This window comes from Nevskia soli DSM 19509, assembly GCF_000711955.1.
Taxonomy (GTDB): domain Bacteria; phylum Pseudomonadota; class Gammaproteobacteria; order Nevskiales; family Nevskiaceae; genus Nevskia; species Nevskia soli.
Genome location: NZ_JONR01000038.1, coordinates 1 through 23,078, shown reverse-complemented (window position 1 = coordinate 23,078; position 23,078 = coordinate 1). Strand labels below are relative to the sequence as shown.

Sequence of the window (23,078 nt, the reverse complement as noted above, 5' to 3'; positions counted from 1 at the left end):
TCGCCGCTCGACTCACTCATCAGCGCACCGACTCGCCAACGAGAGCTTCCAAGGACATTCCTCTCGCTTCGACACCCGTCCGGTTCCAAATGAGCATCGCGACCAGTCCTAAAAACCAATATCCGGCCAAGAGGACAAGCGCCGCGGAAATGCCAAACCTTTCGGCGGCCGCTGTAATAGAAAACGGGGCTGAAAATGCGCCGATTCGACCGACTGCTACACTTGCGCCTACACCTGTGGCGCGCAGACTGGTCGGGAACAGTTCGGTGAAGGTGGGGTAAGCGCCCACCCAGCTTGCAGTCGCCAGAACATTCGCTACTACGAAGCCGGCAATAATCCAAGACGTGCCCCAGGAGCTAACTGCGGCGACCCCCAGCATGGCCAAAGCCGTCAGCCCATAACACGCGGTAACCGTGAGCTTCCGTCCAGCGCGATCCAGGAGCCAAGCGACCACGAGCCCACCGACCAGCGCACCGGCATTGCCAGCTAGGTAGAACAGAGGGATGGCGGTAGCGTCCAATTTCAGCATCGGTAGAGCCACCAGCGGAATGAATGCGAACAGGCCGTAGTACCCGGCGGCCTCGGCAAAATCGAGCGCACATCCCAAGGCGAGACGACCGGGATGGAGTCGCAAAAGTTTCAGAATTTTCGATTCGCCATCCGCCTTGGTTGATGGCACGCGCATCTTTATCGCCGGGATGCGATCAAATCGAACCTGCCCTCGCGATATTCCATCGATGATGGCGCTGGCAGCCGCTCTTTGTTGCTGGAGAAGAAGCCAGCGTGGAGATTCAGGGAGGTGCCGGCGCAACACTAACGTCGACAAAGCGATAAATGCGCCAACGATGAAAACAGCCCGCCAAGCTAGCTCAGGTGGAAGGACAGCCAATAGGACCATCGCCACCAGCGAGGCCGCTATCGCGCCCACGGTCCAGAGGTTCATTACCAGGGCCCCAGCTCGCCCCCGGAAACTGGCCGGAATGAACTCGCTGACAGCCGCGTTGATCGCCGCATATTCGGCTCCGACGCCTATCGCCGTGATAAACCTCAACACCAGGAAGGTAGAATATCCAGGTGCCGCAGCCGTGAGTGCGGTGAAGAGCCCATAGATTGAGAGGCTTGTCAAAAAGATGCGCTTTCTGCCGTATCGATCCGACAGCACCCCGAACCCGTAAGCTCCGATCATCAGGCCGACAAACCATGCACCGAGTATCCAACTCATTTGGGCCGCGTTGAGCCGCCATTGATCTTTCAGAATGCCAATAATATTGCTGATCAAAGTGACTTCGAATGAATCGAGAGCCCAACCCACGCCGAGAACAAGGATCGCCACCGTATGAAATCTGTTCCACGGCAAGGTATCCAGCTTTGCGGCAACGTCGTGGCATTCGCGAGAATCGTGTGGTTCCGCCTTTGACGTCATGCAATATCCTTCGTTGTGACGCTTAGGTAAGGTGAGGGTACTGCTGCTACACGCCAGGCACTCACAAATGCCCTCCAGAGGCGTTGCAAGTCACAAACCTGTATGGATTCATCTGGTGAGCGAACCCCCGCAGGAACTTCCAGCCCCCGCCGTGCAGCCGTAGCAGTGATCCCCGAACGCCAATGGCATATGCTCTAGATCATCCAACCTTGAGATATCCCAGATGCTCCGTCGGTGCCCACCGACGGGAATATCCAGCATCTGGTTGAAGTCGCAATCGAACAGAAGGCCATCCCAGGATACCGAAAGCATGGTTCGGCACATCACGCCCCGCGCTGCAGTGGGATTGAACGCATTCAGCAACGTCGTCATGTACTGTTCGTACTGCCCCTGCCGTTGCAGGTCATGTAGGAAGCGACTGATCGGCATGTTGGTAATAGCCAACAGACGATTGAAGCGGACCCCGAAATGCTCATCAAGCTCTCGCTTGTAGTCCGCTTGGAGTGTCAATTGTGGGGGCGGTAGGCTGGGACCTACAGGGTTATAGACGAGATCCAGTTCCAGCTCGCCCTCAGGAGAGCCGTAACCAAGAGCATTGAGCTTCTTCAAGGCCACGATACTTTCGTCAAAGACGCCGCGCCCACGCTGGGAATCGACGTTTCCTTTGGAATAACAGGGCAAAGATGCCACGATTGCCACACCTTGCTCCGCAAGAAATTCAGCCGTGCCCTCTTGCCCGGATTGCAGTAAGACAGTGAGGTTGCATCGGTCGATAACGCGCTTGCCGAGCGCGCGTGCGCCACGAACAAGCATTCGAAAGTTTGGATTCAGTTCGGGCGCACCGCCGGTAATGTCAACCGTCGTGACACCCGGGGTGTGCTCCAGCAGGTTTATCAAACGCTCGATGGTCGCAGCGGCCATCACTTCGGTCCGCTTTGGACCCGCATCCACGTGACAATGATGACAAGCTTGGTTGCAAACCTTTCCGACATTAATTTGGAGCACATCAATGGGCATGCGGTCAATCGCAAGCCCTCTTTCTGCAAGGGTTACGTCGAATGGGACGATGGTCCGGTTCTTATTCATCCCAGACGCCAGTTATGATATCGCTCGAGCCACCGCAAGACGTTCTGCGGCGCATGAGCCTTCTTCCAAACACCGGCCGCATATTTGTTGGCTTCCGCGAGAGTGGGATATGCGTGGATGGTGCCAAGAATCTTGTTGAGTCCGATGCGATTCCGGATCGCCAGAGTGAACTCCACAAGCAGTTCACCGGCACTCTCTCCAACGATGGTTGCTCCGAGGATCCTATCGGAGCCTGGTACCGTGAGCACCTTTACCCAACCGTGCTGATCTCCGTCAACAATCGCCCGATCCAGATCGTCGATGCCATAACGGGTGAGTTCATACTTGACACCTTGCTTCTCGGCCTCGCTTTCGTTCAGGCCAACACGGGCAACCTCAGGATCAACAAAGGTCACGGCGGGGATAGCCGAATAGTCGACGCGGAAACGACGGAGCTGGCCAAAGAGTGCATGCACGGCGGCATACCAGGCCTGGTGCGCTGCAACGTGGGTGAGTTGGTACGGTCCTGCGACATCGCCGCAAGCGTAGATGTTTGGATAAAGCGTTTCTAGGTACTCGTTTGTCTGAAACGTCCCGGAGCCGCCTCCGGTGATGCCCATTTCTTCGAGCCCATAGCCGGATATGCGTGGCCTGCGGCCTATCGCGACCAGGATCTCATCGAATTCCAGCGAAACGTGGGAGTCGCCCGAGGTGCAGTGAAGCAGTTTTTGCCCGTTGTTGCACTCAACCGACGTGGCGGCATGAGCCGTGTGGACCTTTACACCGTCGTTTTCCAGGCGTTCGCGGACAAACGACGAAACATCGGGATCTTCACGAAGCAATAGCCGATCCGCAACTTCCACCTGGGTTACCTCGGAACCGAGCCGGGCAAATGCCTGCGACAACTCGCAGCCAATAGATCCGCCACCTAGCACGAGGAGCCTGCGTGGAAGAGTTCGCAATACCCAGAGGTTCTCCGAAGTCAGGTACCCTGCTTCCGAAAGACCTGGAATTGGTGGCACAAACGGTTCCGCACCGGCGGCTATGATGATCGAGCGTGTGGTAATGACCTCTCCGTCGACCTCGACCGTCCATGGCGAGGTGATCCGCGCCGTACCTGCGCGGACATCAACCCCAAGCTCGGTATAGCGCTTCACTGAATCATGGGGAGCTACCGCGGCAACACAACGCTGCACCCGCTCCATCACCTTGGCAAAGTCTGCGTGTGCTTTTGGAATGGACAGTCCGAATTCTTCCGCTCTCTTTGCTTGCGCAAGGATCCTCGAGCTTCGGATGAGTGCCTTGGATGGTACACAGCCATAGTTGAGGCAGTCGCCACCCATCAGATGCTTTTCAATCAAGGTTACCTTTGCTTTTACAGCTGAAGCGATGTAGGCGGATACCAAACCGGCGGAGCCGGCGCCGATCACGACGACATTGCGTTCGAAACGCTTTGGCTTTGGCCATTTGCTATAGATTCGATTAGCCTTGATCCCGCGCTCAATCCGTCGAGCGACCAGCGGAAACAAACCAAGCAGGATGAACGCGCCCAACACCGATGGAGATACAACGCCCGAAAGGGAGTGCAGCTTGGCCAACTGCGTACCCGCATTGACGTAGACGATCGTACCTGGAAGCATCCCGATCTGGCTGACCCAGAAGAAGGTCAACGTGCTGATTGGCGTCAGCGCCGTAAGCAGGTTGACGAGGAAGAAAGGGAACGCCGGTACCAAGCGGAGGGTAAGCAGATAGAATGGTCCGTCCTTTTTCATTCCTTGATTCACCGCATAGAGACGGCTGGAGAATTTCTTCTGGACGAAATCCCTTAGTAGGAAGCGACTCGCTAGGAAAGCCAGAGTTGCTCCTAGTGTCGATGCAATCGAAGCGATGATCGTTCCTTCAACCAAGCCAAAAATTGCGCCTGCCGCAAGCGTCATCAGAGCCGCGCCTGGTAAGGTCAGGCCCGTAATGGCGACGTAAATCGCTCCGAACTCCAGAGCCAGCAAAAGAGGATGGCTCGCCTTCAGGTCACGAAAGTCATCTTGTCTCTCCTGCAGCTGACCCAAGCTTAGATAATTCTCCCCGCCAGCAAGAAAGAAAAGCCCGATTGATGCTGCGATCAGTGCGATTAATGCGAGGCGTGCCACGATCTTATTGATCTTCATGTCTAGAACTTCGAGATTCCCAATACGCAGCAATAGCACGACCGCGCTACGGCACATTCTCCTGTGCTTGAGTTCAGCGTTGCGCAAATCACAAAGGGGTCGATGGCCATGATGAGTGAGGCACCCGTGGCCTTACCTCCTGGATCAACTAGCCGACACCAGATTGCGCCCCTTGGTACTATTCAGGTATGCGGAGTAGACGCCCAACAGATTCAGAAGAAGGAAGTTTGGTACTACCAGGCTCGGCGCAAGAACCATCGGGAACGTCAGCATCGACTCTGATGACGGCAGGTGCGAGAAAACCTGTGCCGGCCCCGGAAGACCTGACTGGATTGCAAGCTCACCCGGCACGATGATGATCAGAAAACCGGCCATGTGCCAGAACATTAGCGCATCATTCGAAATGCGACCGGATTTGACGGCCTTGTAAATCAGGACGGCGCTCAACCCGAAGGTTATATCCGTCACGCCGATTGCGAGCTCCACGTGAAGTGGGAACCCTTCACGCAGCGACAGCAGCAGAGTACCGATCGCGCAAATGCGAAGCGCCTGAATGGCAACCTGCCAGTGAGCCGGGGTATTTAATGCGATTTCGTGGATTCCCGAACGGACCGCAGGAATAAGGAGTAACAATGTGGTGGCGATAACGATCGGAACGGCCGGCAACCAGAGGCCAGGCATGAACGTCAGGAATTCCGGACTAGCATAGACCCCAGTCAAGGCGAATCGCGCGCTAAAAAAGCCCCACACCACCAGCGGCACAACTAACACAATTGCCGCCAGCATCGCCCTTTTCGGGCCAGCCGCCTCCGAATCTGCCGACTTTCCCGCGGCGACAAGGAGCGCGCATTGGGCCGCAAACAGGAAAGGAATCGTTGATATGTGCGCCATGTTCAAGCTCCCCGGTGTCGTCTAGTAAAGATTACTAACTGCATCTGCTGGCTGCAGCGGATATGATCCCGCGCCAAACCGAAGATACAATTGGAGAATGATTGTTCTCTCTCACGACAGATAACGCAAATAGATGTTTTGTATGGGACGCATAATTACGGTTGATTGGTGGCACCTCAGCGATCGTAGCTATCCTTATGCGTGCCCCTCGGAATCCGCAAGTCGCTCCGCCTCAGTCAAATCGGTGAGAAATCCAATGTGGATGACGCCATAGGTCGCCTTTATTCTCGATCCTGACTTTTGAGCCGCTCATATCAACGCCATGATCTCTTCTCTGCCGGTTCTATTTGTGGCTCAGAGCGTCACGACGCTACTCGCGGCCCGGACGACCGACAGGCGGATAGGCAGCCAGACTAAATCGGTCGCGGCGGTCTTGCCGCTAATTGCTGCAATTGCGCTTTGGGGGGGCGTGGACGTTGTACTTGCGTCACAAGGGGTTTATTTCACAGAGCGTTTTCTGGCGCTCTTGCCTGGTCTCTGGCTGCCATTTGTTCCGCCGGTGATCTTGGGACTGGCGACTCTTTGCCCTCGCGTGCGGAGAGGACTTAAGGACCTAATCGTGGGCGCGCCGAGGCATTGGCTGGTTGGAATTCAGGCGCTCAGGGGGGTTGCAATAACCACGCCGGCGGCCATTGTCTACGCTCACTTTAAGGTTGATCCGGCCATATGGCTAGTCGAATTGTCAATTGGTTTGTCAGATGCCGTATTCGGCTTGAGCGCGCTCCTGCTTTACCGTCCCGTCCGGAGGGCAGGTATATCTCCCGATGCAATGGTGGTCTGGCATGCAACCGGGATACTCCTGATTCTCGTTCCTGGCCTGTTCGCAATCCAAATGGGACTACCTGGGCCTTTTCAGATTCCCGAGCTCGTATCAGACCCTCCTGCAATGCTGACTCTTCCGACCGTGCTCGCGCCTTCTCTGGTTGTGCCTTGCTTCATGCTGCTCAACGCGCTTGGGATAGGGTCTGCACTAATGGATCAGGCATCGAAAGCGAAACAGACCGATTGACACGTGTCCTTTTCCACCTTCTCGGTGGCCCGAAAATACCTGAGTATCTTGCGCGGAATACATCTCTGGCTTCGTCATGACACATCCATCATCATTTGAGCCCAGGCACCCCTTAGATGCCGTCATTTGCGTTTTTTGGGAACGAGGGTTCGCAGAGGCGAGCTATGAAGACCTTGCTGAGGCTAGCGGAGTAGGCCGGAAGGGACTCTATGCCGCGTTTGGAAACAAAGAAACCATGTTTGGCTTTGCGCTGCGGCGTTATCGTCAATTGTTCGTGGCATCATTGCTATCCGATCTACGAAATCCGGATATCCGACTAGCGGATATCGCGCACCTTCTTCGGGAAATCGGAGGATTTCTGGCCAGCAAGGAGGGACGGATCGGCTGCCTAATGGCGAATACGGCACTAGACGATGTTCTGAAAGTTCCGGCCGTCAGGCTCCAAGTTGTAGAGCATCTGAAGTTCATGAGCACCACATTCGCTGCAGCGCTTCGGCGCTGCGGCGTCACGGAGGAGCCAAGCAGCAGATTGTCGGACTACCTTACCGGAACATTGCAGGGTCTCTTCGTTCTTGGGAGAGCGCAAGCGGGCAGACAGATGATCACCAACTGTACGCGGACAGCTATCGCTGCTATCTCCTTGCCCATGTCTTCCACAGGGATGGGCGCAGGTACTGAAGATCCGTCTGGTGACCCACAACAGTTGCTTCCAGGGTTTGAGAAATTTAGATCGATGACCATTCAGCGCCGGCGCTTCTCTGAAATGGTTGCTAAGAGAATCTAGTCCATTATTGGAACCTGGCCATTCGAGCCGGACCATCGCGCAAAACGCAAGTTGACCCCATGGAGAGTCAACGATATGGATTCCTATGCAATAATCGGGGAGGTGCTCTCTCCAGGATCGGCGTCGCCCAGTTCCTGCGTCTTAATTGATTGGATGCACCAGATTTTCCAGGCTTTCCCGTGAGGCTGCTTGTTAGCATGGGCTACGGTCCTGCGAAAATTGACGGGGGACTACTCCAATTTCTCTTGCTTTAAGCACATCTAGCGCCCCGACGCTACCTCGTCTTTGATGATTGTATCTGCGCCTTTTCCGATCTGTCGCTGGCGGAGTTTCTGACAAATTATCGTTCCGCAGTGAACAAAGATAACCCGAAGGTCGGCTGCCCGACCGCTATACTTGTTTCTGAAGTACCCAACTAACCTCCCCAGTCGGAGAAGGCCTTCCGGGATGGAATTGAGGACTTCGCATCGTTGGGTCTCATACCGTCGCTTTTGTGGCGCTAAGGATAGCTGGGAGGCGGTTCTCGCCAGCGGCGAGATCCGCCCCTCATTCAGTCCTAAAGGTCAGTCCTAAAGGAATGTCTGTCGGTTCGCTCGCACGAACGCTTCAACAGTTGTCGGCGGCCGCCCTCCGATCGACTCAATCACATCGTTGGTGCCGGCGAAGACACCGTTGGTGTGATCGATGGAAACGTTGCGCAAGTGCTGGGCCAAGTAGGACTCCCCGGTCCTGGGCTGGCCCTTGCGCTCGAACTCGCCGTACATGGACCGCGTAACATGGGCTATGGGCATATATGCCGACGCTGATCCAAGAATCTCCCAGAATTCATCGAACGAGACGGACTGGAACCGGATCGGCTTTCCGATAACCCTGGAAATCTCCGCGGAGATTTCCTCATAGGTCATCTCTACGGGACCGTAAAGAGGATAGATTTTTCCGCTGTGCGGCGCCGGGTTCTCGAGTATCTCGGTAATAACCCTGGCCTGATCCTCCGCCGCCACAGGGGCATGACGGCCACTGCTGAATGGAACCTGCATAACGCCCTGCTTGATCATCGGGGCCATGTAGAGCAGCCATTCCGCGAAGTAGGTCGGGCGGATGTGCGCGACGTTCGGAACATCGGACCAGTCAAAAACGCGCTCGGCCAGCCAGTGATTCCGTGCCGAGTGGCTTTTCGCTTCCCGGCGCGCCGAGATCTGCGACATGTTGACGATGCCATCGACTCCGACCTCTTTTGCCGCTTGGGCGAAATATGCCGTAGCTTGGATGATGCCGGGAATGATGGGGTAACAGAAGTACGCCCGCTGCATCCCTTCCATCGCAGAGCGCACGGCGTCGAAGTCGAGAAAATCTCCGACAACGACCTCGGCCCCGAGGTCTTCCAGCTTTTTTGATCGATCGTCCTTGCGGTGCGCAAGTGCGCGCACGCGATGACCTTTTTCAAGTAATTGCGCTACCGCGAACCCACCGGTATCGCCGGTGGCGCCTGTAATGAGTACGTTCAGTGCTTTAGTCACGTTTGCTGATTCCTCGTTCTGGCAGGTCGCCATTTAGATGTTTACAATAATCCAATTAGATGTTACTAATCATCTATTCGTCAATACCTGCTTGACTAAATCACGGGCTACTGGGCAATGAGAAAATCGAAAGTCGCGGCCGCGGAGACTAGGCAGCGCATCGTCAAAGGTGCAGCTGACGAATTTCGGCGCAATGGGCTCGCCGGAACCGGCCTCGCCGATCTCATGGGCGCGGCTTTGCTCACCCACGGCGGCTTTTACAAGCACTTCGAATCAAAGGAACAGGTCGCGGCCGAAGCCATCGCGCATGCTCTCAACACCATGATCGATTCGCTTGAAGCGGATGCTGCTGCGGCTCAGCACGGGAATGGCCTCAAGGCGATCTTTGGCCGATACCTGGCCCCCAAGCATAGGGATGAGCCGGAAAGCGGTTGCGCCCTCGCGGCCTTGGGATCCGAGATCGCCAGGTCCGGGGAAGATATCAGACATGAGGCCACGGCTGGCTACAAGCGTCTGGTGGAGACGATTGCTCGCCAGCTGCCAAGCACGACAACGGAGCCATCGCGGGACTGTGCTACGGCGATTGTTTCGGCCATGGTCGGCGCTGTCGTGCTGTCGCGTCTAGTCGACGATTCTGCCCTTTCGAATTCACTTCTCAAGCGAACGCGGCAGTATCTTCTTGCACAGTCGTGATGCACCAGACGAGCGCGGCGTCACCGGTCGAACGCCGGCACCGGCAGCCCCTATCGAGTGTTGTGCGGCCCCTCTCCGCTGCGGACGGTTGCGTCCGATTGGCCGAACAGTATTTCGCGGGAACTATCTGAAACCACCGGGGCGTTATTGATCTGTGTCGCCATCTCGTAAGCTCGAATTACCGCAGGGCGTTGGCTCACGGTTTCGAACCACCGTGCCACATGCGGATATTGTTCCAAGGTAATGCCTTGTCGGGTGTGCGGCACTATCCAGGGGTAGCAGGCCATGTCGGCGATTGAGTAGGAGTTTGCGATAAAGAGCCGGCCTTCGAGTCGTCGGTTCAGGACCGCGTAAAGGCGCTTTGTCTCCGCAGTGTAGCGGTTGATGGCGTAGGGAATCTTCTCTGGGGCATACTGAAGGAAATGATGGTTCTGGCCGAGCATGGGTCCCAATCCGGCGACCTGCCAAAACACCCACTGAAGAACATCGATTCGCTCACGTGGATCCTGCGGGAGAAACTGACCGCTTTTCTCCGCCAGATAGAGCAGAATAGCACCGGATTCAAAAATGCTGATCGGATTTTCACCAGACGCCGGGTGGCGGTCGACAATCGCCGGTATACGATTATTTGGAGAGATATCCAGGAAGCTTGACTCGAACTGCTGTCCGGCGCTGATGTTGACCGGAATCAGCTTGTACTCGAGTTGCGCCTCCTCGAGAAAGATTGTGATCTTGTGTCCGTTCGGCGTCGTCCAGTAATACAGGTCGATCACGACGAGGCCCCTATCTGCTCGTGTCTCACAAATTGCTGCCCACGTTGGGCGTGTCGTAGGTCAAACTCAAACCACCTTCAACCGGATGAGCCGCTTGCCGGCATTGGCCCCGGTGTAGAGATCCGCAATCGAACCCGGCGCCTGCTCCAGGCCTTCCAGGATGTCCTCACGATAGTGGAGCTGCCCGTTCCGTACCCAGGCACTCAACTGCTCCACCGATTCTGCGTATAGATCATCGTGGTCGAGGTTGATGAATCCTTGCATCTTTGCCCGCTTGACCAGTAGATGACGTTCCGGGCGAGGCCCCGCCGGCCAGGGATCCCAACTGGCAACGGAAGCGGTGCCGCAGATGACAATGCGGGCGCCGAATGTGATTGAGTTCAGGACTGCATCGGATATAGCCCCGGAGGTATTGTCGAAATAAACATCCACACCTTGGGGGCAGGCCTGCTGTAAATCTGCCACGAAAGTCGGTGATTTGTAATCAACGGCGGCGTCGAACCCAAATTCATCGAGGCACCAGCGGACCTTTTGTGGTCCACCAGCGATGCCGACCGCGCGGCAGCCCAAGGCTTTGGCGATCTGCCCTACCGCGGAGCCTACAGACCCTGCTGCCGAAGATACCACAACTGTGTCCCCCGGCTTCGGCTCGCCGAATTTTGTCAGCCCGATATACGCCGTGATCCCATTCAAGCCTAGCGCGCCCAGATATAGCGAAAGCGGCAAATCAAGTTGCGCGATCTTGTAGCGGATGGCTCGAGTGGAAACGACCGAATATTCCTGCCAACCCAACATGCCAACCACGTAGTCCCCGACTTTATAATCCGGATGGTGGGATTCGATGACGTCGCCGGCTGCGAAGGCCCGCATCACTCCCCCGATCGGAACCAAGTCCGAATAGTTGGTCACGGCATTGACCCAGCCCCGCATGGCAGGATCGACCGAGAGAAAGTGGTGCCGCACCAGTACCTGTCCATCGCCAATCGGGGGCAGCGTTGATTCCGCGAGGCGAAAGTTTTCGGCCTGAGGAATGCCATTGGGCCTAGAGTGCAGGAGGATTTGACGATTGCGAGTGGGCAGCATATTCGGGCTCATTCGTATGGAGTGGGTCGCGATTCAGATCTTACGGCCGCAACGACTTCAGCCAGGTCCGGATCTCGCGTCCGATCTGCTCTCCTGAGTCCTCTTGGATGAAATGCGATCCTGGCACCGTGACCTCGGTTTGCTGCGGCCAGGTACGGCAAAACTCCCGGTGTCCGCCAATAAGAACCGCCCCGGGCTCTGCGTTTACGAATAACTTGGGCAGGGTGCTGGTCGATAGCCACCTCGAATACTGCTCGACGATAGCCACGACATCGGCCGGCTCTCCGCCTATCGGCAGCTCCCGAGGCCAACTCAGGGTGGGCCAACGGTCATTAGGGCTAAGGAAGGGCCGGCGGTATTCCGTCATCTCCTCCTCGGTGAGCTTGCGCTGGATGGATCCCGGCAGCACCTTTTCCACGAATATGTTCCGCTCCAGCACCAGATGTTCACCCTTATCCGAGCGAAAGCCCTGGAAAATAGATGCGGACATGGGGTTCCACTGATCCCAACCGGAGATCGGACGAACGAAACCTTCCATGTATGCAATGCCGCGTACTCTGGTCTGATTCTCAAAAGCCCAATTGAATCCTAGGGCCGACCCCCAGTCGTGAATGACAAGGATCACCCGGTCGTGGTTGGATAGCACTTGTTCCATGAAGCCAGCGAAATATCTGGCATGCGTGGCAAAGCGGTAGGTATCCGGCCCGGCGGGGCTCAGCTTTTCCGAATCACCCATGCCTATCAGATCCGGCGCGATCAGGCGTCCGCATCCCTCCAAGGGGTGCATGACGTCGCGCCATAGGTACGATGAGGTCGGATTGCCGTGTACAAAGACTATGGCATCGCCATCTCCATGCTCAATATATGCCATGTTCCTACCATGGACGCTCACTGTTTTCTTGGTTTTTTGCACGATTTCCGTCTCCATCCAGCTATCAGGCATGCGCTGCCATATGGCATGTCATCATCACTATTATTGGATGATCGACACCATCTAATAATTGCATCGGAACAGAGGTGCAATCCAATCGTTTCTGTCGATGCCAGGAATCGACCCTGCTTATCCTGACCGGTAGAGCAGGTCTGATGGAAAGCGAGCCAGCACTGCTGAGGAGATGCCAAGCTATAGACGCGATTTATACGAGTTATAAATATGAATTGTTTTTAGGCTTGCACGTAACTAGTTAAGGTAGGGCTCCACCACTTGAGAAGAACCCATGTCTGAACACATAAAAACCGAGATAAAGGAACGCATCCTGACCATCCGCTTCAACCGGGCAGACAAGAAGAATGCGATCACCCAGGACATGTACCTTTCCCTGATCGAAACACTTACCAATGCGGCGACAGACGGCGAGGTCCGGGTCGTTCTTCTGGCTGGCGCCCCAGACGCCTTTTCCGCCGGCAACGACATGCAGGACTTCCTCAGCAAGCCGCCCAAGGATGACCGCGCGCCAGTTGGAAACTTCATGCGGACACTGGCTGGCTTTCCCAAACCCGTTATCGCCGCGGTGAACGGGATTGCAATAGGCATCGGCGTGACCGTGCTACTGCACTGCGACTTAGTCTACCTGGGCCAGAACGCGCGCTTGCAGCTGCCTTTCGTGAACATCGGCCTGTGCCCGGAGTTCGCGTCGTCTTATTTGCTCCCCCGAATGATCGGCAATGTTCGGGCCAGTGAGTTAATCCTGACCGGTGCACCCTTCACCGCGGAGCAAGCCATGCAGATGGGCCTGGTCAACGCTGTTCTGCCGGAAGCCGAGGTGGAGGCGCACGCCAGCAGCATGGCGGAGAAGCTGGCATTGCAACCACCCAACGCGATCCGCGTCGCCAAGAAACTGATGCGCGGATGGACGGAAAGCACCTTCGAAGAAGCGCTGAAAGTGGAGTTCGAAAAAATGGTACCGATGCTAAATTTACCCGAGGCGCAGGAAGCCATAAACGCGTTCATGCAGAAGCGAAAGTCCGATTTCTCCAGTTTCAGCTGAATCCGGCCAGAAATCGGGCGATAATAGGCGCGGTGTTTGCGTACAACCCTGATCCACCACAGGAGCAAGCGTCAGCAATGCGTTTACTCGTGGTCGGAGCCGGCTCGACCGGGGGCTATCTTGGTGCGCGTCTCAGTAAGGCGGGGCGTGACGTTACCTTTCTCGTACGTCCGGAGCGGGCCTCGCTGTTACGCAGGGACGGACTCCACGTTGAGAGTCCGCTCGGCAACGTTGTGTTGGCGCCCAAGGTCGTGACGTCCGGCGCGCTGGACGCGAACTACGATGCTATCCTACTCGCCGTGAAGGCCTTTCAACTGGACGCGGCGCTGGCTGACCTTGCGCCGGCAGTCGGCAGCGACACGATGATCCTTCCCGTGCTGAATGGCATGCGGCATATGGATCTCTTGGCCAAGCGCTTCAGTTCACGAAATCTGGTCGGCTGCGCCCTAAAGGTAGCGACAGAACTGCAAAACGACGGCCGGATCGTGCAACTCAATCCCAACCAGGACTTCGCCTACGGCGAGCTCGACGGCATTTTGAGTCCGCGCATCGGGGCTCTCGACCAGTTCATGCAGGGCGCGGAGATTGGGGCCAGGCTCTCGCAAGACATCAGCCGCGAGCTTTGGGAGAAATGGATTCTGCTGGCCAGTGTCGGAGCGATCACCTGCCTAATGCGCGGGACGATTGGCGAGATCGAGGCGAGCCCCGGCGGCGCTGAACTCGCTCTAAATCTGTTCGATGAAGTCATCGGCATTGTCAGTGCGTGCGGCGAGCCGCCTTCCGATGGATTTGTGGGCGCGACGCGATCACTGCTCACCGCGAAGGGATCGGGATTCGCTTCATCGATGTTCCGGGACTTAAAGCGGGGACGCGCCGTCGAGTCGGAAAGCATCGTCGGCGACTTGGTGCGTCATGGCCAGGCCGCTGGGATCTCGGCACCGCTGCTTGCCACGGCTTATGCCCACCTATCCGTTTACCAGCGACAGATTGTCGCGCGCTAGTCGCCCGCCAGTCACGGTCGGCTAGTTAGTCCGCCACCCGGACGACAGCTTTTCCGAAGTTTCGGCCCTCGAAAAGACCCTGCAGCCCATCTGGCGCATTCTCCAAGCCGTCGACGACGTGTTCGACCGGGCGAATCTTACCGCCGAGGATCCACTCTTTCATGTCTTTCTTGAACTGATCGTGTAGCGGTGTGCCCATCCAGTCCATGGTGACTAGGCCATTGATCGAGAGACGCTTAAGATTGATTTCGTTGAATACGGCCATGGTCATGTCGGGACCGCTCGGCAGTGTGACCATCCCGTAGAAAGCCATCAGACCGCACACGGCGATACGGGCATTCAGGTTGAAATTAGGGAGCGCTGCCCGGAATACCCGGCCACCAGCGGCCATGGCGTAGCAGTCAACGCCCGCGCGGCCAAACTCCTCCAGACAGCGGTCGTGGAAATCCTCGGCCCTTCGGTCCAGACAAACGTCGAATCCGAGTTCCTCGACTGCGAACTTGCATTTTTCCGGACCGCCGGCACCGCCAATGGTGTGTGCTCCACGCATTTTTCCGATCTGTCCAATCATTTGTCCAAGGCCACCCAGTGCCGCACCGAAGGTCAGGACTTCACCTGGCTGTACGCGGAGGTATTCATTGATGGCTATATATGCGCCGAACCCGGAAATGCCGAATGCGCCGAGGACATAGGAAGGTCGCGGGATCTCCGGATCGATCTTCATGATGCGGGAGCCATCAGATAAGAAGTAGTCCTGCCAACCCCAAAACCCTTGTACGAGATCGCCTTCCGCGAAGGCGGGATGGTGGGAAGCTACAACCCGTCCGACGGTTGGTCCTACCATGACCTGCCCGAGTTGGACCGGAGACGATTGGGACGAGACCCGCTTCACCCTTCCATACAGATAGGGATCAAGGCCGAGCCAAGTGGTCCGAATCAACACTTGCCGATCACCGATCTTCGGCACCGGGGACTCGGTGACACTGAACACGTTGGCGGTCGGGATTGCGTAGCGTGGCCGTTCGGAGACGATGACTCGCCGGTTCACGGTGCCTTCTTTCATTTGAGAGCTCTCCTCCAGATTGCCTGGATGTATCAAGCACAGCGGATGGCACCGCCGCTTGGTTGTTGTAGGTCGAGCCTAGATGAGTTGTCGGAGAATACTCCAATCGATTGTGCGTATGGCGTACATCATTGCGCCTTATGCCTCATGTATTCCGATCCATATAAGAACAATTGATCCACCGCATAAAGACAAATGATTTCCCAGCTCAAGGTCCGATCCAGTACGTTTCCGTATCGGACGTAGTTCTGTGGAGTAACCCAGTGGACGGCGATGATAAAAACATGCTCCAACTCTATGATTTGGCCGGCGCGAATGTGGATCTGCGGTTCAGCCCGCACTGCTGGAAGACGCGCATGGCCCTTGCGCACAAGGGACTACAAACAGTGTATGTGCCCTGGCGCTTCCGCCAGAAGGATTCGATCGCCTTCTCAGGACAGGGCATGGTTCCGGTGCTGGTGCACGACAAACAGGTGGTAAGCGACTCTTGGCAGATAGCGTTGCATCTGGATCGTGCTTTTCCGGAGCATCCCCTGTTCGAATCTCCGGCTGCCCTCGCCTCGGCCCATTTCGTCAATAGCTGGGTCGACACCGTGCTGATTCCGCTCGTGGCGAGCATCACTATGCTGGATGTGTGGAACATCCTGCACGTCGACGACAAAGCCTACTTCCGGGAGACACGGGAGAAGCGCTTCGGCACGACACTGGAGAATCTTACCGCCGATCAGGCCGGCAATATCCAGCGGCTACGGCAGAGCCTAGCGCCTCTTCAGCGCACTTTGCGACAGCATCCGTTCCTCTCCGGGGAAACGCCCGCCTATGCCGACTACAGCGTTTTTGGTGTACTGATGTGGGCTCGTTGCTGCAGCGGCGCGAAGCTGCTCGAAGTCGGCGATGTCGTCTACGCTTGGCGTGAGCGTCTACTCAATGCGTTCGATGGCTTCGCGCGCAGCGCACCCTGCATCGAATGCGACTGCTGATCGGCCTAACTCCCAGATAACCAAGGAAACGTTTGCATGAACATTGGAATCATCGGGGCGCGTGGCTTAATCGGCCGCCGAGTCCTGGCAGAAGCCGTTCGCCGGGGACACGATGTAACAGCCCTGACTCGTGACCCTCACACCACTCCGTCGGATATGGGCGTCAACGCCGCCTCGTTCCAATGGCGAAGCGCAAACGTGCTCGACACGGACAGCCTTATTGAGGCCTTAAAGGGTATCGACGTAGTAGTCAGTGCGTTCGGACCAGGTCGGGCCTCCGAGGGCTTCGAAGCCGCCATCGCCGAGGCAATACGCGAAGCCAGCAGTTATGTAGCGGCAGCAAAATCGCTGATTCATACGCTGGAGAGCTATCCGGCCCTGCGCCTACTGGTGGTCGGTGGCATGGGCAGCCTGGAGTTGTCGCCGGGCAAGCAGGTGGTCGACTCCCCCGATTTTTCGGCAATGCTGTCATCCATCGGCATTCCGGCGGATTTCAAGCTAGCTGTACTTGCCCATCGCGAGGCCTTGAACCTCTACCGCACCTCTAACCGCAACTGGACTTACTTCAGCCCACCCGGCTCGATCGCCGCTGGCGAGCGAACCGGCCGGTTCAGGATAGGCGGAGACCAACTCCTGGTCGATGCTCAAGGCCACAGCAAGATCTCCTTCGAGGACTATGCTGTTGCGATGCTGGATGAAATCGAGCAGCCACGGCACATTCAGCGCCGCTTTACGGCGGCATATTAGCCGTATCGATGGAAACGCCAAGTCGATGACATGGCGCTCGCGGTGGCCCGAGGAGCGTCGGCTTCAATACTCGAAGATTGGAGTTTGGAGCGGACGTCTGAGGCGTCCGGCGATGCTACGCCATTGGCGGACACGCATGGTTTTCTGGGTGGGCGCAATCGCGATCGGCCTAGTAGCGACCGGCTTTGCAGCCGCCTGCGATTGGGCGATTCACATCCACGCCCTGCTCGTCGCGCGTTGGCCTCTGCAGTCAGCACTACTGAGCCCTTTGAGCTTTGCCCTGGTGGTTTGGGCGACGCGCCGTTTTGCGCCTGCATCCCGCGGGAGTGGTATCCCCCAGGCCATTGCTGCACTAGAACTAGTGCAGGCAGCGGACCGCTCGCACCTTCTATCGCTGCAAATTGCCGCGGCCAAGATCGGATTCACCGTATTGGCCCTGCTTGGGGGCGCCTCGGTCGGCCGCGAGGGGCCGACCGTGCACATTGGCGCCTCGATGATGGACGCGCTGGGTCGATTGGCGCGCTTTCCCTATAACTATCTACGACGCTCCCTTGTGCTGGCAGGTAGCGCGGCCGGGCTAGCTGCGGCCTTCAACACTCCGATTGCCGGCATTGTTTTCGTGGTGGAGGAAATGGCTCGCTCTTTCGAGGAGCGCAGCACCGGCACCCTGCTTACAGCCGTCGTTCTGGCCGGCATGGTCAGCACCGCTCTGCTTGGCAACTACACCTATTTCGGTGTCGCTGACGCGCATTTGCCCACGCCAGCGGCCTGGTTAGGCGTGCCGTTATGCGGCATTTGCGGGGGGCTCGCCGGGGGCTTCTTCTCCAAGATTTGGATTAGCGGCGGTCGGCGTCTGGGCGGTCTGGCTGAGCGTCGCCCTTTGTTATTGGCTTTCTGCCTCGGGTTGGTGGTAGCCGCCCTGGGACTACTGTCACAGGGCGTCACTTACGGCACAGGTTATGACCAAGCCCATGGGCTGCTCACCGGAAAATCGGATCCTGGCTCCTGGTTCCCATTGTTTAAGTCAGCAGCCACCCTAGCCTCGTATTTCACCGGAACACCTGGGGGAGTTTTCGCCCCTACGCTGGCGATCGGCGCAGGAGTTGGTGCGGATCTCGCCGCGTTGGTGCCACAGGTGCCGGTGCAGGCTATGGTGGTTCTGGGTATGGTTTCTTACTTCACTGGCGTGACGCAGTCGCCCCTCACCGGTGCGGTGATCGTGATGGAAATGGTCGACGACCACGCGTTCATCCTGCCGATGCTGGCCACTTCGTTCATCGCCCTAGGTGTTTCGCGACTCATCTGCAAGCAGCAAGTGTATCGTACGCTGGCAATACCTTTCTTGCTAGGATCTGGTGCTGTGGCGCAGTCTTCGAGAGCCTAGCTAAATACAAAGACATCTGCGCCTTGCAAGCCACTCGAATGGACTTCCAATACTTCGGTATGGGCCGTGAGCCTCCACAGTACGGCCGCTGCACCTGGCAAGCCTCTCAGACGGGCGCAACTGCACATCAATCGCGCATCGAATTCCAATTTGGAATTGCATTCGCGCTGGAACCGAATGCGCTTGTGTTCGGAATAGGTCGTCTCTAAGTCCCGCGCAGAAGAATCCCGAACGTACCCCCTATCTCGATCCGCTCGCCGGCGAGGGCAACTACCATCCTCATGTAGGACTGCAGAGCCTCGTCCAAAAAAGTCATCACGAATGTCCGGTTTGCTACCTTCGCCACAGGCACATCACTTGCATTCAACTCTCGGGCCCGTCCTGCCACGGACGAAATCCGACTTGCCACCTGTCTTGTGCAGTAGCAGGATCTCGCGGATCACTAGATCGGTTCCGGCGTGGGGCTTGAGCATGTCATACAGGGTCAATACGCAGATACTGACTCCCGTCAGAGCCTCCATTTCAACTCCGGTGCGGGAATGTGTGGCCGCCTCGACCGTAACGGTCACACCCTTCTCATTGAAGGTGTACTGGACGTCGTAGCGCTCAAGAGGTAACGGGTGGCAAAGCGGCAACAGTTCCCAGGTCCTCTTAGCTGCGAGTACCGAGGCTGCTCGGGCGATTTCGAGTGCATCGCCCTTGTCCAAATTACGCGCACGCAACCTTTCAAGCACCGCGGCCGGCATCTCGAGCGAGGCCGTGGCCCGGGCCACCCTAAAGGTGACTTGCTTTTCGGAGACGTCTCTCATGATTGTTTTCCGCTGAATGGGCAATCAACTCTTTGCCCGCCACGATGTGTGTACCGGCTCAGCCGCCGCTAACCGGTGGGATCAACGCCAGTGTCTCGCCATTTCGGACTTCACGCGCCAGCGGGATAATTTCGTCACCAATAGCAACCGCGATGGTCGAACGACGACTTCCTAATTCCGGATACCTCTCAGAAAGCTCGTGCAGTACGTCGCTGACCGTCGTTCCTGCTGGCATGTCCAGCTTTAGGCTGTCGGCTCCGCACCAGCGGATTGACGCGCCCATGCATTCCACGAAGAGGTTCATCGTAATTTCTGAAAGCTGCGCTACGGGACAAGCGGTGTGGCAGGCGTGGCCAAGGCCACGCCTGCACAATCGTCGCGAGCGGAGCGGCTACTTGGCCACCATCGGAACCTCGTCAATAATCCCGCTAGTATTGCTTCGCGCTTCATCCGCCGGTACGCGGTAGATCTTGCAGAGTAGCCCCCCCATAGTCGGAACACCCTGCTCACGATCGGCGAATTCATCAGAATCGGGCAGAATCATGCCGTCGTGAGACTGGAACTGTCCCGAAAGGTTCGGCAGGTAGGCCTGCTGCTCGGGGAACCACCACATGTAGGGCACCCGGACGACGTTGGGATGCGCATCGTCGCTCATACGGATCTTGCCCTTGATCCGGCCTTGCGGGGTCTCCAGATAAACCCAGTCGCCATCCTCGAAGCCAAGGTCATAGGCCGTTTCGGGGTACAGCTCAATCGCCGGATCCGGGCACAGGCTGCGCAGGGAGTGGATCTGTCGCCCCTGCGACTGGAAGTAGGGCTCGCTGCGGCCGCCTACGAAGAAGGTCAAGGGGTATTCCTTCTTGATTTCCTCGGAAGCACTGACCGAGGTGCACGCCTGCTCGACGTAGGCGGGCAGCGGGTCGTAGCCGTATTTCTCGAACAGGGTTGAGTACAGCTCAACCTTTCCGGTGGGAGTGCCGAAACCAACCTTTTCGTACTTCTTGAACTGGGGATCCGGGAAGTCGACACCGCCGGCGGCGAGAAACTCGTCAAAAGTCTTGCCCATCGGCTCAAGGCGCCAGTCGAAGAATTCCTTCGAGGTCTTCCAGGGCCAGTGCGCTTCCTGTCCCATGCGCACCGCCAGCTCGCGCCAGAAGTGGTATTCGTCGCGGCACTCGGCAGGCGCGTCGACCGCCTTATCGCCGGCCATCAGGATGTTGTGCCAGTCCCAGTGATTATGGAGGCTGTACTTCTCTGCCCAGGTGGTCGAGGGAAACACGTAGTCGGCGAGCTGTGCCGTCGGCGTCATAAAGATCTCGTGCGCTACGATCAGATCGCAATTCATGAGACCCTTGAAGATGTGCTCAATGTTGGTATATCCGCCAAGCGTGTTCGCGCCCACCGCCAGCAGCGCCTTCACCGGGTAGGGCTGGCCTGTTTCCATCGCCGTCCAGACGTCGGCAGGGTGCGCCAACGAACCTGAAGCGATCTGGTTCGCCCACTTCTTGCCCATGACGCGCTCGGTATGCGGGTCTAGCTCGCGCCACATGTCGTAGCTCAGGACCTTGAAGCGATCCTGGCCCAGCTGCTTGTCCATCTGTTCCTTGGATAGCATGTGGGTCAGATGCACTTCGTTCTCGACAACCACGTTCGGATTGAAGTGCATGAAGATCTCGCCACCCGGCACATCCAGGTTGCCGCAGATTGCACGCAGTATGGCGTAGCAGCGTATCGAGTGGGTGCTGTTGGCGTGCTTGTCGGTAACCGGGGTCCAGGGAATGATTGCCGGGCCGCTGGTGGCGTACATCCGGGCGCTCGCCACGATCTGCTCCGCCGGGATCCAGGTAAGCTCGGAGACCTTCTCCGGCGTGTACTCCTGCACGCGGGACTTCAACTCCTCGAAGCCATGGGTGTACTTCTCTACAAATGCCTTGTCGTAGAGCCCTTCGTTGATGATGACGTGGATCCAGCCGAGCATCAGGGCGGAATCCGTCCCCGGGCGGATGCGCAGGTGCATGTCCGCGCGCTTGGCGTGGAAGTTGACACGCGGATCGACCACGATTAGCTTGGCGCCGCGCTTCAATGCCTCGCGCAGCCACAGGAACTCCGAGGTCCATTTATTCGGCTGCGGGTCGTGCCCCATCAGCACGATGCACTTGGTACGCCACCAGTCTGGGAACGGCATCCAGCCGTAGGTGGCTTTGTTCGGGCCTGTGGTGTTGCCCAAGCAAACATAAGCACCCATGGTGAAATTGGGGCTGCCGAGCAGGTTGGTGAAGCGGCGCACGATGTCGATCGGCACGATGGCGCCGGCAGTGGTCATCACCGATTCCGGGCCGTGCTTGGCAACGATCCCCTTCAGCGCGACGGCAACGCCGTCGAGCGCCTCCTCCCAACTCACCTGCTCCCACTTGCCTTCGCCGCGCTCGCCGACCCGCTTCAGCGGGTACATCAGTCGATCCTTGTGGTATACGGTGTCCGAGAACAGCGAGCCCTTGTTGCAGAGCGCCTGCGGCGTCACGGGATGGTTAGGATCGCGGTGGATCCGCACTATACGGCCGTCGTCGACATCGGCAAGGACGTTGCACATGATGTCGCACGCCTTGCAGCTTACCCGCTTGGTTTCCATTGTCCCACTCCTCCACGATTGGCGTTACGCGATCGATTACGACGCTTTCGGGGCGTTCGTAGACGGCGAATCGTCTCTATCCGAGTCCAGGAGGGACTCAGGGCATTAGTTCTGAGTATGATCCTAGGAGCGAAAGGTGCATAACTCCAATCGTTTCTGTCGATTAAGTGTATCTACCGTATTTATATGTCGGCTTACACGGGAGGCGGCGGGTGCCACTTTTTTTGTGGCTGAGGGAATCAGGCGAACCTTCCCGCGTTATCATCCTGGGCGCAGCAGGGAATCCGGCTACCCGCTTGGGCCAGATCCTTCGCTGCGCGCAGGGTGGCAGCGAGGGTTGACTGCTCGAAGGAATTTCAGGGACAACGCACTGTCGAATTTCCTCAAGCGATGACCCTGGTGGAATCGCCACCCGCATCGCGGGCTTGCAGTGCGGCGGTGCGGCTACTAGAGTCGGAAGCCTCCCCTCCAGAACCAAGGACGCGCGATGGCCACGGAACGGTATGCCTTGAAGGTCCCGGGTGCGAAGAGCGCTTCGCCGGATGTGACGGTGCTGGCGCCGTTCGACCGCAAGCCCATCGCCACGGTGGCGACGGCGGATGCCGCGACTATCGAGCATGCGCTGGCGACGGCGCACAAGCTCTACCGCAACCGCGATGCCTGGCTGCCGCTGGCCAAGCGCATATCCATCCTCGAGGGCACCGCCAGCATGATGAAGGCGCGGGCCGAGTACCTGGCGATCGAGGCGGCGCGCGAGGGCGGCAAGCCGCTGGTGGATTCGAAGGTGGAAGTGGCGCGGGCCATCGACTCGGTACGCATCGCCATCGAGCACCTGCGCACGCAGCAGGGTGAGGTGATCCCGATGAACGTGGGCGCCTCCAGCGCCAACCGCCTGGCCTTCACGCAACTGGAGCCGATCGGCGTGGTGGTGGCGCTCTCGGCCTTCAATCATCCGCTCAACCTGATCACGCACCAGGTGGGCCCGGCCATCGCGGCCGGCTGCCCGGTGATCGT

At 57.7% G+C, this 23,078-nt stretch carries 20 protein-coding genes; 8 read left to right on the top strand and 12 right to left on the bottom strand.

All coding sequences use genetic code 11. The features are described from left to right. Positions 1 to 19: 19 nt before the first annotated feature. From BP26_RS0117950 to BP26_RS0117935, 4 genes are all read right to left on the bottom strand, one after another. On the bottom strand, positions 20 to 1,423 hold the full coding sequence (locus tag BP26_RS0117950; protein WP_029921945.1) for an MFS transporter: 1,404 nt from the start codon (positions 1,421 to 1,423) through the stop codon (positions 20 to 22). Between the two features lie 108 nt (positions 1,424 to 1,531). Beyond that, on the bottom strand, positions 1,532 to 2,509 hold the full coding sequence (gene arsS, locus BP26_RS0117945; RefSeq protein ID WP_029921944.1) for an arsenosugar biosynthesis radical SAM (seleno)protein ArsS: 978 nt from the start codon (positions 2,507 to 2,509) through the stop codon (positions 1,532 to 1,534). Further along, positions 2,506 to 4,653 (bottom strand): dihydrolipoyl dehydrogenase family protein, encoded by a 2,148-nt coding sequence (locus BP26_RS0117940; RefSeq protein ID WP_029921943.1) that lies wholly within the window; start codon positions 4,651 to 4,653, stop codon positions 2,506 to 2,508. The genes arsS and BP26_RS0117940 overlap by 4 nt, the downstream gene beginning before the upstream one ends. Before the next feature lie 144 nt (positions 4,654 to 4,797). Continuing rightward, complete coding sequence (locus BP26_RS0117935; RefSeq protein ID WP_029921942.1) at positions 4,798 to 5,544, bottom strand: DUF8737 domain-containing protein; 747 nt, start codon at positions 5,542 to 5,544, stop codon at positions 4,798 to 4,800. Between the two features lie 1,145 nt (positions 5,545 to 6,689). Between BP26_RS0117935 and BP26_RS0117925 the strand changes: the two genes are divergently transcribed. Beyond that, positions 6,690 to 7,397 carry a TetR/AcrR family transcriptional regulator gene (locus BP26_RS0117925; protein ID WP_084183202.1) on the top strand — a complete coding sequence of 236 codons (708 nt, stop codon included), beginning with the start codon at positions 6,690 to 6,692 and terminating at the stop codon, positions 7,395 to 7,397. 569 nt (positions 7,398 to 7,966) lie between these two features. On the opposite strand, the gene BP26_RS0117920 is transcribed toward BP26_RS0117925, so the two are convergent. Next, a complete protein-coding gene (locus BP26_RS0117920; RefSeq protein WP_245611838.1) occupies positions 7,967 to 8,914 on the bottom strand; it encodes an NmrA family NAD(P)-binding protein in 948 nt (315 codons plus the stop codon). 117 nt (positions 8,915 to 9,031) lie between these two features. On the opposite strand from BP26_RS0117920, the gene BP26_RS0117915 reads away from it, so the two are divergent. Then, positions 9,032 to 9,607 carry a TetR/AcrR family transcriptional regulator gene (locus BP26_RS0117915; RefSeq protein ID WP_029921938.1) on the top strand — a complete coding sequence of 192 codons (576 nt, stop codon included), beginning with the start codon at positions 9,032 to 9,034 and terminating at the stop codon, positions 9,605 to 9,607. Positions 9,608 to 9,657: 50 nt separating this feature from the next. Here the strand turns inward: BP26_RS0117915 and BP26_RS0117910 are convergent, their stop codons facing one another. From BP26_RS0117910 to BP26_RS0117900, 3 genes are all read right to left on the bottom strand, one after another. After that, positions 9,658 to 10,380, bottom strand: a complete 723-nt coding sequence (locus BP26_RS0117910; RefSeq protein WP_029921937.1) for a glutathione binding-like protein — start codon at positions 10,378 to 10,380, stop codon at positions 9,658 to 9,660. A 66-nt stretch (positions 10,381 to 10,446) separates the two neighbouring features. Beyond that, complete coding sequence (locus BP26_RS0117905) at positions 10,447 to 11,463, bottom strand: NADP-dependent oxidoreductase (RefSeq protein WP_029921936.1); 1,017 nt, start codon at positions 11,461 to 11,463, stop codon at positions 10,447 to 10,449. Between the two features lie 40 nt (positions 11,464 to 11,503). Further along, positions 11,504 to 12,391 (bottom strand): haloalkane dehalogenase, encoded by an 888-nt coding sequence (locus tag BP26_RS0117900; protein ID WP_029921935.1) that lies wholly within the window; start codon positions 12,389 to 12,391, stop codon positions 11,504 to 11,506. 289 nt (positions 12,392 to 12,680) lie between these two features. On the opposite strand from BP26_RS0117900, the gene BP26_RS0117895 reads away from it, so the two are divergent. Next, positions 12,681 to 13,451: an enoyl-CoA hydratase gene (locus tag BP26_RS0117895; RefSeq protein WP_029921934.1), complete on the top strand. Its 771-nt coding sequence runs from the start codon at positions 12,681 to 12,683 to the stop codon at positions 13,449 to 13,451. A gap of 77 nt (positions 13,452 to 13,528) precedes the next feature. Beyond that, positions 13,529 to 14,452: a ketopantoate reductase family protein gene (locus tag BP26_RS0117890; protein ID WP_029921933.1), complete on the top strand. Its 924-nt coding sequence runs from the start codon at positions 13,529 to 13,531 to the stop codon at positions 14,450 to 14,452. Positions 14,453 to 14,477: 25 nt separating this feature from the next. On the opposite strand, the gene BP26_RS0117885 is transcribed toward BP26_RS0117890, so the two are convergent. Then, a complete protein-coding gene (locus BP26_RS0117885; protein ID WP_029921932.1) occupies positions 14,478 to 15,515 on the bottom strand; it encodes an NADP-dependent oxidoreductase in 1,038 nt (345 codons plus the stop codon). Between the two features lie 263 nt (positions 15,516 to 15,778). On the opposite strand from BP26_RS0117885, the gene BP26_RS0117880 reads away from it, so the two are divergent. The 3 genes from BP26_RS0117880 to BP26_RS0117870 all read left to right on the top strand — a co-directional run bounded on the left by BP26_RS0117880 (position 15,779) and on the right by BP26_RS0117870 (position 18,626). Beyond that, the gene (locus BP26_RS0117880) at positions 15,779 to 16,495 is read left to right on the top strand and encodes a glutathione S-transferase N-terminal domain-containing protein (RefSeq protein WP_211254966.1); all 717 of its coding nucleotides are present in this window, start codon (positions 15,779 to 15,781) and stop codon (positions 16,493 to 16,495) included. Between the two features lie 36 nt (positions 16,496 to 16,531). Next, the gene (locus BP26_RS0117875; protein WP_029921930.1) at positions 16,532 to 17,242 is read left to right on the top strand and encodes an NAD(P)-dependent oxidoreductase; all 711 of its coding nucleotides are present in this window, start codon (positions 16,532 to 16,534) and stop codon (positions 17,240 to 17,242) included. 136 nt (positions 17,243 to 17,378) lie between these two features. Beyond that, positions 17,379 to 18,626 carry a chloride channel protein gene (locus tag BP26_RS0117870; RefSeq protein ID WP_169740736.1) on the top strand — a complete coding sequence of 416 codons (1,248 nt, stop codon included), beginning with the start codon at positions 17,379 to 17,381 and terminating at the stop codon, positions 18,624 to 18,626. A gap of 353 nt (positions 18,627 to 18,979) precedes the next feature. Here the strand turns inward: BP26_RS0117870 and moaC are convergent, their stop codons facing one another. The 3 genes from moaC to BP26_RS0117855 form a co-directional block, all read right to left on the bottom strand. Continuing rightward, complete coding sequence (moaC, locus tag BP26_RS0117860; RefSeq protein ID WP_051749125.1) at positions 18,980 to 19,435, bottom strand: cyclic pyranopterin monophosphate synthase MoaC; 456 nt, start codon at positions 19,433 to 19,435, stop codon at positions 18,980 to 18,982. Between the two features lie 58 nt (positions 19,436 to 19,493). Continuing rightward, positions 19,494 to 19,739: a MoaD/ThiS family protein gene (locus tag BP26_RS28755; protein ID WP_084183200.1), complete on the bottom strand. Its 246-nt coding sequence runs from the start codon at positions 19,737 to 19,739 to the stop codon at positions 19,494 to 19,496. A gap of 87 nt (positions 19,740 to 19,826) precedes the next feature. Beyond that, positions 19,827 to 22,064 (bottom strand): molybdopterin-containing oxidoreductase family protein, encoded by a 2,238-nt coding sequence (locus BP26_RS0117855; protein ID WP_051749124.1) that lies wholly within the window; start codon positions 22,062 to 22,064, stop codon positions 19,827 to 19,829. 487 nt (positions 22,065 to 22,551) lie between these two features. Here BP26_RS0117855 and BP26_RS0117850 point away from each other — a divergent pair. Next, positions 22,552 to 23,078 (top strand): aldehyde dehydrogenase family protein (locus BP26_RS0117850; RefSeq protein WP_029921926.1); only part of this gene is annotated, 527 nt, incomplete at its 3' end.

Coding starts and splice junctions, on each gene's coding strand:
- BP26_RS0117925 (WP_084183202.1), top strand. CDS start 6,690: ATGACACATCCATCATCATTTGAGCCCAGGCACCCCTTAGATGCCGTC.
- moaC (WP_051749125.1), bottom strand. CDS start 19,435: ATGAGAGACGTCTCCGAAAAGCAAGTCACCTTTAGGGTGGCCCGGGCC.
- BP26_RS0117905 (WP_029921936.1), bottom strand. CDS start 11,463: ATGCTGCCCACTCGCAATCGTCAAATCCTCCTGCACTCTAGGCCCAAT.
- BP26_RS0117890 (WP_029921933.1), top strand. CDS start 13,529: ATGCGTTTACTCGTGGTCGGAGCCGGCTCGACCGGGGGCTATCTTGGT.
- BP26_RS0117870 (WP_169740736.1), top strand. CDS start 17,379: ATGGTTTTCTGGGTGGGCGCAATCGCGATCGGCCTAGTAGCGACCGGC.
- BP26_RS0117915 (WP_029921938.1), top strand. CDS start 9,032: ATGAGAAAATCGAAAGTCGCGGCCGCGGAGACTAGGCAGCGCATCGTC.
- BP26_RS0117875 (WP_029921930.1), top strand. CDS start 16,532: ATGAACATTGGAATCATCGGGGCGCGTGGCTTAATCGGCCGCCGAGTC.
- BP26_RS0117885 (WP_029921932.1), bottom strand. CDS start 15,515: ATGAAAGAAGGCACCGTGAACCGGCGAGTCATCGTCTCCGAACGGCCA.
- BP26_RS28755 (WP_084183200.1), bottom strand. CDS start 19,739: ATGAACCTCTTCGTGGAATGCATGGGCGCGTCAATCCGCTGGTGCGGA.
- BP26_RS0117855 (WP_051749124.1), bottom strand. CDS start 22,064: ATGGAAACCAAGCGGGTAAGCTGCAAGGCGTGCGACATCATGTGCAAC.
- arsS (WP_029921944.1), bottom strand. CDS start 2,509: ATGAATAAGAACCGGACCATCGTCCCATTCGACGTAACCCTTGCAGAA.
- BP26_RS0117935 (WP_029921942.1), bottom strand. CDS start 5,544: ATGGCGCACATATCAACGATTCCTTTCCTGTTTGCGGCCCAATGCGCG.
- BP26_RS0117895 (WP_029921934.1), top strand. CDS start 12,681: ATGTCTGAACACATAAAAACCGAGATAAAGGAACGCATCCTGACCATC.
- BP26_RS0117950 (WP_029921945.1), bottom strand. CDS start 1,423: ATGACGTCAAAGGCGGAACCACACGATTCTCGCGAATGCCACGACGTT.
- BP26_RS0117900 (WP_029921935.1), bottom strand. CDS start 12,391: ATGGAGACGGAAATCGTGCAAAAAACCAAGAAAACAGTGAGCGTCCAT.
- BP26_RS0117940 (WP_029921943.1), bottom strand. CDS start 4,653: ATGAAGATCAATAAGATCGTGGCACGCCTCGCATTAATCGCACTGATC.